Origin of the sequence: Paraburkholderia sp. EG304 (genome assembly GCF_046543485.1) — a bacterium.
In the GTDB taxonomy this organism is placed as follows: domain Bacteria; phylum Pseudomonadota; class Gammaproteobacteria; order Burkholderiales; family Burkholderiaceae; genus Paraburkholderia; species Paraburkholderia youngii.
Window position 1 is genome coordinate 12,441 of the sequence record NZ_JBKGUA010000004.1, and the last position, 12,443, is coordinate 24,883.

The window sequence follows — 12,443 nt, forward strand, 5'->3', positions numbered from 1 at the left end:
AATCGCCGGCACGTGCGGATTCATCGGCCAATCCGCGCGCGCCGGCCTGCAGCCGGTTGCCTAGCTCTGGCGCTCGAGCACGGCGGCGAAGAAGCCGTCGGTCGCGTGGCGGTGCGGCCACAGCGACAGGTAGTCGCGCATCTCCAGCTCGATGCGCTGCTCGGCGAGCACGTCGCGCACGGGCACCAGCGCGAAATCAGTGTGGTCGGCGAGGAACTGCTGCACGACCGCCTCGTTTTCCGCGTCGAGAATCGAGCACGTGGCATAGACGAGCCGCCCGCCCTTCTTCACGAGACGCGCCGCGCTCGCCAGAATCGACGCCTGCTTCGGCGCCAGCTCGGCAATCGACTCCGGCGACTGGCGCCACTTCAGGTCCGGATTGCGGCGCAGCGTGCCGAGGCCGCTGCACGGCGCATCGACGAGCACGCGGTCGATCTTGCCAGCCAGACGCTTGATCTTCGCGTCGTGTTCGCTGTCGATCAGCACCGGGTTCACGTTCGACAGACCGCTCCTCGCGAGACGCGGCTTCAGCTTCGCGAGACGCCGCTCGGAGATGTCGAACGCGTAGAGCCGGCCGGTCGAGCGCATCGCCGCGCCGAGCGCCAGCGTCTTGCCGCCCGCGCCGGCGCAGAAATCGACGATCATCTCGCCGCGCCGCGGCGCGACCAGCGAGCACAGCAGTTGGCTGCCCTCGTCCTGCACTTCGAGCCAGCCCTGCTGGAACGCGTCGAGCTTCGTCAACGCCGGCTTGCCGACCACGCGCACGCCGAGCGGCGCGAACGGCGTCGCGCCTGCCTCGATGCCGGCCTTCGCCAGCGCACCCAGCACGTCGTCGCGGCTCGCCTTGATCGGGTTCGCGCGCAGATCCAGCGGCGCCGGATAGTTCAGCGCGGCGGCCAGCTGCGCGAGCTCAGGGCCCTCGAAACGCGTGCTCAAAGCCTGGCAGATCCAGTCGGGCAGATTCAGGCGAATCCGCAGCGGCAGGCTTTCCGGGTCGATCTTCGACACGTGTTCGAGCCACGTCGCCTCGGCCTCGGTGGCGAACGGCTTGAGCGCCGAGCGTCCGACCGTTTGCATCAGGCCCAGCAGGGCCATGCGGCGCGCCGGGCTGCCGGTGCCGCTTTCGGCCAGATGCGCGAACTCCATCCGGCGGCGCAGCACCGCGAACACCGCCTCGGCGATCACACCGCGCTCGGCGTGGCCGAGCTTCGGATGCGCGCGGAAGAAGCGGCTCGTGGTGGCGTCAGCGGGGCCGTTCAGCCGCAGTACTTCGGCCAACAGCGTTTCAGTTTGTCCAATCAGGAAACCATGCAATCTCATGCGCCCTCTCCGGCGGTGTGACCGGCAAAGAGCCATTGCGGCTCCGACGGCGTAAGCGTGACGCGCGAGCCGTCCAGAGCGAGACGCCCTTCGACGAACCAGCGCACCGCGCGTGGATAAATGATGTGCTCGGTGGCGAGCACGCGTGCGGCGAGCGTCTGTGCGGTATCGCCCGCCTCGACAGGCACGGCCGATTGCACGACGATCGGCCCGTGATCGAGCTTTGATGTGACAAAATGCACCGACGCGCCGTGGAACCGCACGCCGGCGTCGAGCGCCTGCTGGTGAGTCTTCAGGCCCGGAAAGCTCGGCAGCAGCGACGGATGCACGTTCAGCATGCGCCCGGCGTAATGGTCGACGAAGCGCTCGGTCAGCACCCGCATGAAGCCCGCGAGCACGACGAGGTCCGGCGCGATAGCGTCGATCTGCTCGGCGAGCGCCGCGTCGAAGCTGTCGCGATCCGGAAACTGGCGGTGGTCGACCACCGCCGTGGTGATGCCATGCGACGCCGCGAATGCGAGCCCCGCGGCATCGGGACGGTTGGCAATCACGGCGGCGACCCGCGCCGGCCAGCCTTCGCTCGCGCAAGCGCGCACGATGGCTTCCATGTTGCTACCCCGCCCGGAAATCAGGATGACGAGTTTTTTCATGCGCGGATTTTATCATTCGGCAATCGCCCGACCGCGACCGCGCCCGTCTATTGCGCCAAGCGTTTATAATCGATTGTTTTGCGGCACCCTGCCCGCGTCCCTATTGCAATCGCAGCAATCCGCTATCGTGAGAGTCTTCCGCGGTCTTCCCAATGCCGAGAGTCGCGCGCCGTGCGCGCTGACCATCGGCAACTTCGACGGTGTCCACCGCGGCCACCAGGCTCTGCTCGCGCACGTGCGCGCGGCCGCCAACGCGCGTGGCCTGCCCGTCTGCGTGATGACCTTCGAGCCGCACCCGCGCGAGTTTTTCAACCCGGCCGGCGCGCCGCCGCGCATCGCGATGCTGCGCGACAAGCTCGAGGCGCTGCGCACCAACGGAGTCGACCGGGTCGTCGTTGAGCACTTCAATCACACGTTCGCGAGCCAGTCGCCCGATGCATTCGTCGAGCGGATCATCGTCAACGGCTTGCACGCGCGCTGGATCATGATCGGCGACGACTTCCGCTACGGCGCGAAGCGCGCCGGCGATTTCGCGTCGCTGCGGGAGGCCGGCAAGCATTACGGCTTCGAGGTCGAACAGATGGCGACGGTCGCCGATCCGTCGGGCGCGCGCATCTCGAGCTCGGGCGTGCGCGCGGCGCTGGTCGCGGGCGACCTCGACTCGGCGCGCGCCGCGCTCGGCCGCGACTATCTGATCAGCGGCCACGTCACCCATGGCATGAAGCTCGGCCGCGATCTCGGCTTTCCGACGCTCAATCTGCCGATCGCGCACAAGCGTCCGGCTCTGGCCGGCATCTTCGTCGTACAGGTGCACGGCATCGCCGAGCACCCGCTGCCGGGCGTCGCGAGCCTCGGCCTGCGCCCCACCGTCGACGATTCCGGCCGCGTGCTGCTCGAAGTGCACCTGCTCGATTGGCACGGCGACGCGTATGGCAAACTCGTGCGCGTCGAATTTCTGAAGAAGCTGCGCGACGAGGAGAAGTTCGTCGACCTCGAAACGCTGACCGCCGCGATCGCGCGCGACGTCGCCAATGCGCGTGCATGGTTCGCCGCGGTGGGCGCCGGCACGCCGGGCAGCCGTTCCACCGGTTTCGCCACTTCGGCCACCGACCGAATTAGATAACCGCCGCGGTTCGGGCCGGCGCGCCGCGCCGCACGAACCGTCGCCGCGCGCATCGAAGGGCATCCGGGCTTCACGCGGAGCCGCCTGCCGGGCGCGCCCCGCTCCTCGCGCAGCGCGCAATCCGCGCGCCGCTACGCATAGAAACGAATTCACCGCCACCCACATCATGAGCAACAAGAAAGCCGATTCGAAACCGCAGTCCCGCTACCCGGTCAACCTGCTCGACACGCCGTTTCCGATGCGCGGCGACCTGCCCAGGCGCGAGCCGCAATGGGTCAAGGACTGGCAGGAACGCAAGGTGTACGACAAGATCCGCGCCGCCTCCAAGGGCCGCACGAAGTTCATCCTGCACGATGGCCCGCCGTATGCGAACGGCGACATCCACCTCGGCCACGCGGTGAACAAGATCCTGAAGGACATGATCGTCAAGGCGCGCAATCTGGCGGGCTTCGACGCGGTCTACGTGCCGGGCTGGGACTGCCACGGCATGCCGATCGAAATCCAGATCGAAAAGCAATTCGGCAAGTCGCTGCCGGCGGCCGAAGTGATGCAGAAGGCGCGCGCCTACGCGACCGAGCAGATCGAGAAGCAGAAGGCCGGCTTCCGCCGCCTTGGCGTGCTCGGCGACTGGGACAATCCATACAAGACGATGAACTTCGCGAACGAAGCCGGCGAAATCCGCGCGCTCGCGAAAATCATGGAAAAGGGCTACGTGTTCCGCGGCCTGAAGCCGGTCAACTGGTGTTTCGACTGCGGCTCGGCGCTCGCTGAAGCGGAAGTCGAGTACAAGGACAAGACCGATCCGACCATCGACGTGCTGTTCAGCTTCGCCGAACCGGAGAAGACCGCGCAGGCGTTCGGCCTCGCCGCGCTGCCGCGCAACGAAGGCGGCATCGTGATCTGGACCACCACGCCGTGGACCATTCCCGCCAACCAGGCGCTGAACCTGCACCCGGAAATCGTCTACGCGCTCGTCGACACGCCGCGCGGCCTGCTGATCCTCGCCGAGGAACGCGTCGAGGACTGCCTGAAGCTGTACGGCCTCGAAGGAAAGGTCATCGCTACGACGCCGGGCGAAAAGCTCGTGAACCTGCGCTTCAACCACCCGCTCGCGTCCGCGCACCCGGGCTACAAGCGCACCGCACCGGTCTATCTGGGCGACTACGTGACGACCGAAACCGGCACCGGCATCGTGCACTCGTCGCCCGCGTATGGCGTGGAAGACTTCGTGTCGTGCAAGTCGCACGGCATGGCCGACTCGGACATCATCAATCCGGTGATGGGCGACGGCCGCTACATCGAATCGCTCGCGCTGTTCGGCGGCCTGTCGATCTGGGCGGCGAATCCGCAGATCGTCGAGGCGCTGCAAGGTGCCGGCGCGCTGCTGCGAACCGAAAAGTACACGCACAGCTACATGCACTGCTGGCGCCACAAGACGCCGATCATCTACCGCGCCACATCGCAGTGGTTCGCCGGCATGGACGTGAAGCCGAACGACGGCGACAAGACGCTGCGCGAGACCGCGCTCGAAGGCATCGAGAACACGGCGTTCTATCCGTCGTGGGGCAAGCAGCGCCTCTTCAGCATGATCGCGAACCGCCCGGACTGGACGCTGTCGCGCCAGCGCCAGTGGGGCGTGCCGATGGCGTTCTTCGTGCACAAGGAAACCGGCGAGCTGCATCCGCGCACGCTGGAGTTGCTCGAACAGGTCGCGCAGCGCGTCGAAAAGGAAGGCATCGAGGCATGGCAGACGCTCGATCCGCGCGAGCTGATCGGTGACGACGCCAACCTGTACGAAAAGAACCGCGACACGCTCGACGTGTGGTTCGACTCGGGCACCACACACTGGCATGTGCTGCGCGGCTCGCACAAGGACGAGCTGCAGTTCCCGGCCGACCTGTACCTCGAAGGCTCGGACCAGCATCGCGGCTGGTTCCATTCGTCGCTGCTGACCGCCTCGATGCTCGACGGCCGCCCGCCCTACAACGCGCTGCTCACCCACGGCTTCACCGTCGACGGCGAAGGCCGCAAGATGAGCAAGTCGCTCGGCAACGGCATCGATCCGCATGAAGTGGCGAACCGCCTCGGCGCGGAAATCATCCGCCTGTGGATCGCGTCGACCGACTACTCGGGCGAGCTCGCGATCTCCGAAGAAATCCTGAAGCGCGTGACGGAAGGCTATCGCCGTATCCGCAATACGCTGCGCTTCCTGCTCGCGAACCTGTCGGACTTCGACTTCGAGCAGCACGCGCGTCCGGTCGAAGACTGGCTGGAAATCGACCGTTACGCGGTGGCGCTGTCGGCGAATCTGCAAAACGACATCCTCGCGCACTACGAGAAGTACGAGTTCCACCCGGTCGTCGCCAAGCTGCAGACGTTCTGCTCTGAAGACCTGGGCGGCTTCTACCTCGACGTGCTGAAGGACCGCCTGTACACGACGGCGCCGGATTCGGTCGCGCGCCGCTCGGCGCAGACCGCGCTCTATCACATCGCTCACGGCCTGCTGCGCGTGATGGCGCCGTTCCTGTCGTTCACCGCGGAAGAAGCGTGGAAGGTGTTCCAGCCGAACAGCGAAACGATCTTCACCGAGACCTACCACGCGTACCCGGCCGTGCCGGACGCGGGCGCGCTGCTCGACAAGTGGACGCTGCTGCGCGCAGTCCGCGGCGACGTGACCAAGGCGCTCGAAGAGGCTCGGGTCGCGAACCTGATCGGCTCGTCGCTGCAGGCGGAAGTCGAAATCCGCGCGAGCGGCGCGCGTTACGACGCGCTCGCGAGTCTCGGCGACGACCTGAAGTTCGTGCTGATCACGTCGGCGGCGAGCGTCGTCAAGGTCGATAGCGAAGCGGACGAAGGTGTCGAAGTGATCGCCTCGAAGTACCTGAAGTGCGAACGCTGCTGGCACTATCGCGCGGACGTCGGCGCGAACCCCGAGCATCCGTCGCTGTGCGGCCGCTGCTTCAGCAATCTGTTCGGCAGTGGCGAAACGAGGAGCGCGGCATAATGGCGAGAACCATGTCGAAAACGTCCACCGCAAGCGGCTCGCTCGCACCCTGGCTCGGCATCGCGCTGATCGTCATCCTGTTCGACCAGCTGACGAAAATCGCGGTGCGCAAAGTGTTCGCCTACGGTGTGCCGCACGAGGTTACGCCGTTCTTCAACCTGATTCTCGTGTTCAACCGCGGTGCCGCATTCAGCTTCCTCGCGATGGCGGGCGGCTGGCAGCGCTGGGCGTTCACCGCGCTCGGCGTGATCGCGGCGCTCGTGATCTGCTACCTGCTCAAGCGGCATAGCGGGCAGAAAATGTTCTGCACGGCGCTCGCGCTGATTCTCGGCGGCGCGCTCGGCAATGTGATCGACCGGCTCGCGTACGGCCACGTGATCGACTTCCTCGACTTCCACGTGGGCGCCTGGCACTGGCCGGCGTTCAATCTCGCCGACAGCGCAATCACGATCGGCGCGATCCTGCTCGTGATCGACGAGCTGCGGCGGGTACGCGGCACACGCTAACGTCGCCGACGTGAGGCACGGCCGCGGTTGCGAGAGCCGCGCCTCACGTCCGGTTTGAAACGCGCGGCGACGGAGACGGGCAACGCCCTCGCGCCGCCTCGCGATCACGCTTTGTCGGAGGCTTTCGTTGGCAACCGCTGAACTCGCAGGCAAACACCTCGTCCTCGGCATGACGGGCGGCATCGCCTGCTACAAGATCGCCGAACTGACGCGTCTGCTGACCAAGGCAGGCGCGACCGTGCAGGTCGTCATGACCGATGCGGCCACCCAGTTCATCACCCCCATCACGATGCAGGCGCTGTCGGGCCGGCCGGTCTACACGAGCCAGTGGGACGCTCGCGTGCCGAACAACATGGCGCACATCGATCTGTCGCGCGAAGCCGATGCGATCGTGATCGCGCCAGCATCGACCGACTTCCTTGCCAAGCTCGCGCACGGCATGGCCGACGATCTGCTGTCGACGCTGTGCATTGCGCGCGACTGCCCGCTCCTCGTCGTGCCGGCGATGAACCGGCAGATGTGGCAGAACCCGGCCACGCAACGCAACGCCGCGCAATTGCGCGCGGACGGCGTCGAAGTGCTAGGCCCCGATTCGGGCCCGCAGGCCTGTGGCGAGATCGGCGATGGCCGCATGCTCGAAGCGGCCGCGACCTACGAGGCGATCGCGTCGTTCTTCGCGCCGAAGATCCTGTCCGGCCGGCGCGTGCTGCTGACCGCCGGGCCGACCTTCGAGCCGCTCGACCCGGTGCGCGGCATCACCAATCGTTCGAGCGGCAAGATGGGCTTCGCGCTTGCGCGCGCCGCGCAGCAGGCCGGCGCCGACGTGCATCTGGTGGCTGGTCCGGTCGCGCTGGAAACGCCGTGGGGCGTATTGCGCGAGGACGTGCAGACCGCTCAGCAGATGCACGACGCGGTGATGCGCGCGGTCGCGCAGGCGGACATCTTCATCGGCGTTGCGGCGGTGGCCGACTGGCGCGTCGACCACGTCAGCGATCGGAAGATCAAGAAGACCGCCGAGCGCACGCTGCCGAACTTTTCATTCGTCGAAAATCCGGACATCCTCGCCGCGGTCGCCCGGCTGCCGAAGCCGCCGTTCGCGGTCGGCTTCGCTGCCGAAAGCGACAATCTCGAAGTCCACGGCGAGGAGAAGCGCGCGCGCAAGAACGTGCCGCTGCTGATCGGCAATCTGGGGCCGCAAACGTTCGGGCTCGACGACAATGAAGTAATTCTGTTCGAAGCAGGCCGCGCGACGAAGCTGCCACGCGCCGACAAGCAGACGCTGGCGCGCGCGCTGATCGCGGAAATCGCGAAGCGTGTGCCGCCCGGCATCAGTCCGGTTGGCTGAACGAGCAAGCGACGGTGGGCCCGTCTGGCCCTACCGCCTTTGCCTGGCTAGCCGACCGGAATCACCTGGAGCACTACTGCCATGACGCTACTCTCCGTGCTCGATCAAACACCGGTGATCGCCGGCCATTCGGTGGCGGACGCGATCGCCGCGACCGTGGAACTCGCGCAGCTCGCCGACGATCTCGGCTACACGCGCTACTGGTGCGCCGAGCATCACGGCCTGCGCGGCGTGTCGAATCCCTGCCCTGAAGTGATGCTGGCGCGCCTCGGCAGCGTGACCAAACGCATTCGCATCGGCTCGGGCGGCATCATGCTGCCGTACTACAGCCCGTTCAAGGTCGCCGAGCAGTTCATGATGCTCGAGGCGCTGTTTCCGAACCGCGTCGATCTCGGCGTCGGACGCGCGCCGGGCGGCGACATGCGCACCGCGCAGGCGGTCGCCGCCGGCGCTTACAATCGCGGCGAGCTTTTTCCGCAGCAGGTCGCCGAGCTGCTCGGCCTCATGCACGGCGCGCTGCCCGACGATCATCTCGCGCAGGGTGTGCTGCTGCAGCCGCAGATCGAGACGCGCCCGCAGCTGTGGATGCTCGGCTCGAGCGAATTCGGCGGTCTGCTCGCGGCGCAGCTCGGCATCCGCTTCTCGTTCGCGCATTTCATCAACGCGCATTTCGGCAAGCAGGTCGCGCTGGCGTATCGCGAGCGCTTCCAGCCTGGCAACGAGGCATCGAAACCGTATCTGGCGGCCGCGGTCTTCGTGATCTGCGCGGACACCGAACAGGAAGCCGCGGACCTCGAAAAAGCCGTCGATCTGCGTCGCGTGCAGATGGCGTATGGTCTGAACGAACCGATTCCGTCGATCGAGCAAGGCATCGCACAGGAATATGGCGAGCGCGAACAGCTCGTAATCGACCGCGAAAAGCCGCGCAGCATCATCGGCACGCCTGAGCGCGTGACCGAGCGGCTCACGGATTTGCAGCAGCAGTTCCAGGCCGATGAACTGATGGTGCTGACCGTCGCGGGCAGTTATCGCGCCCGCTTGCGCTCCTACGAACTGCTCGCCGAGGCGTTCCAGCTCGGCTCGAACCAGGCGGCTTGATCACAGAGGTTTTGCCAGAGTCCGCCGCGCGCCCCTCCACCACACCCACCCCCACTATCGAACCTGAATGAAACTCGACCTGAAGATTCTCGATCAGCGCATGCGCGAACAACTCCCCGCTTACGCAACGACCGGTAGCGCCGGCCTCGATCTGCGCGCTTGCCTCGACGAACCGCTGACGCTGAAGCCCGGCGAAACCGCGCTGGTACCGACCGGACTCGCGATCCACGTCGGCGACCCCGGCTATGCGGCGCTGATTCTGCCGCGCTCGGGTCTCGGCCATAAGCATGGGATCGTGCTCGGCAATCTGGTCGGCCTGATCGATTCCGACTACCAGGGCCAACTGATGATCTCGACGTGGAATCGCGGCGAAACGACGTTCGTGCTGAATCCGATGGAACGCCTCGCGCAACTGGTGATCGTGCCGGTCGTGCAGGCCAGGTTCAACATCGTCGAGGACTTCGAGGAAAGCGTGCGCGGCGCGGGCGGGTTTGGCAGCACCGGCAAGCATTGATCGATTGCCGCGACGCGGCGGCCGCGGCGTTCAGCGCTCGCCGCCGCGAGCAGAAAGTCAGAGCATAAAAAAACGGCGCGGGATAAAACCCGCGCCGTTCTGTTTTTTTGTGTCAGGCCAGTTCGACTCGCCGCCGGCCTGACTGACATCACTCGACTTCCACCGCCTCCGGATTCGGATTACGCGGCGCCGGATGCTCGTCGAAGGTCAACTGCACCTTGTCCTCCGCATCGACGTCGACCGTCACACGGCCGCCGTTCATCAGCTTGCCGAACAGCAGCTCATCGGCGAGCGCGCGACGGATCGTGTCCTGGATCAGGCGCTGCATTGGCCGCGCGCCCATCAACGGATCGAAACCGTGCTTCGCCAGATGCTTGCGCAGCGCATCGGTGAACAGCGCATCGACCTTCTTCTCGTGCAGCTGATCTTCCAGCTGCATCAGGAACTTGTCGACCACGCGCATGATGATTTCCTCATCGAGCGCACGGAAGCTGATCGTCGCGTCCAGACGGTTGCGGAACTCCGGCGTGAACATGCGCTTGATGTCGACCATCTCGTCGCCCGCCTCGCGGCGGTTCGTGAAGCCGATCACCGACTTGCCCATCGCCTCGGCGCCCGCGTTCGTCGTCATGATGATGATGACGTTGCGGAAGTCCGCCTTGCGGCCGTTGTTGTCCGTCAGCGTGCCGTGGTCCATCACCTGCAGCAGCACGTTGAAGATGTCCGGATGCGCCTTCTCGATTTCGTCGAGCAGCAGCACGCAGTGCGGCTTCTTCGTGATCGCCTCGGTCAGCAGGCCACCCTGGTCGAAACCGACGTAGCCCGGCGGCGCGCCGATCAGCCGGCTCACCGCGTGACGCTCCATGTACTCCGACATGTCGAAGCGGATCAGCTCGATGCCGAGCGTGAACGCGAGCTGCTTCGCGACCTCGGTCTTGCCGACGCCTGTCGGACCGGAGAACAGGAACGCGCCGATCGGCTTGTCGAGCTTGCCCAAGCCCGCGCGCGCCATCTTGATCGCAGCCGACAGCGCGTCGATCGCCGGGTCCTGGCCGAACACGACGCTCTTCAGGTCGCGGTCGAGCGTCTGCAGCTTGCTGCGATCGTCTTGCGACACGCTTTGCGCCGGCACGCGCGCGATCTTCGAGATGATTTCCTCGATCTCGTTCTTGCCGATGGTCTTCTTCTGCTTCGACTTCGGCAGAATGCGTTGCGCCGCGCCCGCTTCGTCGATCACGTCGATCGCCTTGTCCGGCAAATGACGATCGGTGATGAAGCGCGCCGACAGCTCAGCCGCCGCCGACAGCGCACCCGACGAATACTTGACGCCGTGGTGCTCCTCGAAACGCGACTTCAGCCCGCGCAGGATCGCCACCGTCTGCTCGACGGTCGGCTCGGTCACGTCGACCTTCTGGAAACGACGCGACAGCGCCGCGTCCTTTTCGAAGATGCCGCGATATTCAGTGAAGGTGGTCGCGCCGATGCACTTCAGCGTGCCCGACGAGAGCGCCGGCTTCAGCAGGTTCGACGCATCCAGCGTGCCGCCCGACGCGGCGCCCGCGCCGATCAGCGTATGGATTTCGTCGATGAACAGAATGGCGTGCGGACGCTCCTTCAGTTCCTTCAGCACCGTCTTCAGACGCTGCTCGAAGTCGCCGCGATACTTGGTGCCAGCGAGCAACGCGCCCATGTCGAGCGAATACACCTGGGCATCCGCGAGGATGTCCGGCACTTCGCCGCGCGTGATGCGCCATGCGAGCCCTTCGGCGATCGCGGTCTTGCCGACACCGGCCTCGCCGACCAGCAGCGGATTGTTCTTGCGCCGGCGGCACAGCACCTGGACCACACGCTCGACTTCCGACTCGCGTCCGATCAGCGGATCGATGCGGCCGTCCTTCGCCATCTGGTTCAGGTTCTGCGTGAACTGGGCGAGCGGCGTTTCCTTCTGCGCGGCGGCTTCGTCGGACTCGGCATTCGCGTCGCTCGCTTTCGCGGCGTCGGAGCTGCTCGTCTTGGCGATACCGTGCGAGATGAAATTGACCACGTCCAGACGCGTGACGCCCTGCTGCTGCAGGTAGTACACCGCATGCGAATCCTTCTCGCCGAAGATCGCGACCAGCACGTTCGCGCCGGTCACTTCCTTCTTGCCGTTCGAGGTGGACTGCACATGCATGATCGCGCGCTGGATCACACGCTGGAAACCGAGCGTGGGCTGCGTGTCGACGTCGTCCGTGCCCGGCACGGTCGGCGTGTTGTCATGAATGAAGTTGCGCAGGTTCTGGCGCAGATCCTCGATATTGGCCGCGCACGCACGCAGTACCTCTGCCGCCGTCGGGTTATCCAACAGCGCGAGCAAAAGATGTTCGACCGTTATGAACTCGTGCCTTGCCTGGCGCGCTTCCATGAACGCCATATGCAGGCTGACTTCCAGTTCCTGGGCAATCATGCTTCCTCCATCACACACTGCAGCGGATGCCCGGCCTGCCGTGCGTGGGTAACGACTTGCTCGACTTTGGTCGACGCGATGTCCCGCGTATAGACCCCACAAACTCCCCTGCCCTCGCGATGCACCTTCAACATGACCTGCGTTGCGGTTTCACGATCCTTATTGAAATATTCCTGCACGATCATCACGACAAATTCCATCGGCGTGAAGTCGTCATTCAGCAGCACCACCTTGTACATGGACGGCGGCTTGAGTTTCTGCTCCTGCCGCTCCAGTACGGTGCCGTCCTGCTTGTCCGGGATAATCGCCATACACCCATTCTAAACAACTAGGACAGGCCCGCAATCCTGTCAAAACCCGGCCGCCCGGCCGATGAGCCCGTTCGCTGCCGCCCGGCGGTCACAACGCTGTCATGATCGGCCGGCCTGTCGCGTTTT

10 protein-coding genes are annotated in these 12,443 nt (G+C 65.6%); 6 read left to right on the top strand and 4 right to left on the bottom strand.

Annotation, left to right across the window (positions count from 1 at the left end):
* Positions 1-60: 60 nt before the first annotated feature.
* Positions 61-1,320 carry an RsmB/NOP family class I SAM-dependent RNA methyltransferase gene (locus ACLFKU_RS06100; RefSeq protein WP_410848513.1) on the bottom strand — a complete coding sequence of 420 codons (1,260 nt, stop codon included), beginning with the start codon at positions 1,318-1,320 and terminating at the stop codon, positions 61-63.
* Entirely contained in the window at positions 1,317-1,970 is a 654-nt protein-coding gene (gene purN / locus ACLFKU_RS06105; RefSeq protein ID WP_368584785.1) for a phosphoribosylglycinamide formyltransferase, read from the bottom strand. Before purN ends, ACLFKU_RS06100 begins: the two co-directional genes overlap by 4 nt.
* 127 nt (positions 1,971-2,097) lie before the next feature.
* Between purN and ACLFKU_RS06110 the strand changes: the two genes are divergently transcribed.
* The 6 genes from ACLFKU_RS06110 (at position 2,098) to dut (ending at position 9,560) form a co-directional block, all read left to right on the top strand.
* A complete protein-coding gene (locus ACLFKU_RS06110) occupies positions 2,098-3,093 on the top strand; it encodes a bifunctional riboflavin kinase/FAD synthetase (protein ID WP_176105244.1) in 996 nt (331 codons plus the stop codon).
* A 166-nt stretch (positions 3,094-3,259) separates the two neighbouring features.
* A complete protein-coding gene (gene ileS, locus ACLFKU_RS06115) occupies positions 3,260-6,097 on the top strand; it encodes an isoleucine--tRNA ligase (RefSeq protein ID WP_410848514.1) in 2,838 nt (945 codons plus the stop codon).
* The gene (lspA, locus tag ACLFKU_RS06120; protein ID WP_410848515.1) at positions 6,097-6,603 is read left to right on the top strand and encodes a signal peptidase II; all 507 of its coding nucleotides are present in this window, start codon (positions 6,097-6,099) and stop codon (positions 6,601-6,603) included. The genes ileS and lspA overlap by 1 nt, the downstream gene beginning before the upstream one ends.
* Before the next feature lie 127 nt (positions 6,604-6,730).
* Positions 6,731-7,948, top strand: a complete 1,218-nt coding sequence (gene coaBC, locus ACLFKU_RS06125) for a bifunctional phosphopantothenoylcysteine decarboxylase/phosphopantothenate--cysteine ligase CoaBC (protein ID WP_410848516.1) — start codon at positions 6,731-6,733, stop codon at positions 7,946-7,948.
* Positions 7,949-8,029: 81 nt separating this feature from the next.
* Positions 8,030-9,046, top strand: a complete 1,017-nt coding sequence (locus ACLFKU_RS06130; RefSeq protein WP_410848517.1) for an LLM class flavin-dependent oxidoreductase — start codon at positions 8,030-8,032, stop codon at positions 9,044-9,046.
* Between the two features lie 67 nt (positions 9,047-9,113).
* Positions 9,114-9,560 carry a dUTP diphosphatase gene (dut, locus tag ACLFKU_RS06135; protein WP_013090304.1) on the top strand — a complete coding sequence of 149 codons (447 nt, stop codon included), beginning with the start codon at positions 9,114-9,116 and terminating at the stop codon, positions 9,558-9,560.
* Positions 9,561-9,708: 148 nt separating this feature from the next.
* On the opposite strand, the gene clpA is transcribed toward dut, so the two are convergent.
* Together clpA and clpS are read right to left on the bottom strand one after the other, a co-directional pair.
* Positions 9,709-12,006, bottom strand: coding sequence for an ATP-dependent Clp protease ATP-binding subunit ClpA (clpA, locus tag ACLFKU_RS06140; protein WP_368584780.1), 2,298 nt, complete (start codon positions 12,004-12,006; stop codon positions 9,709-9,711).
* Positions 12,003-12,317 carry an ATP-dependent Clp protease adapter ClpS gene (clpS, locus tag ACLFKU_RS06145; protein WP_008919570.1) on the bottom strand — a complete coding sequence of 105 codons (315 nt, stop codon included), beginning with the start codon at positions 12,315-12,317 and terminating at the stop codon, positions 12,003-12,005. Before clpS ends, clpA begins: the two co-directional genes overlap by 4 nt.
* Positions 12,318-12,443: the final 126 nt, after the last annotated feature.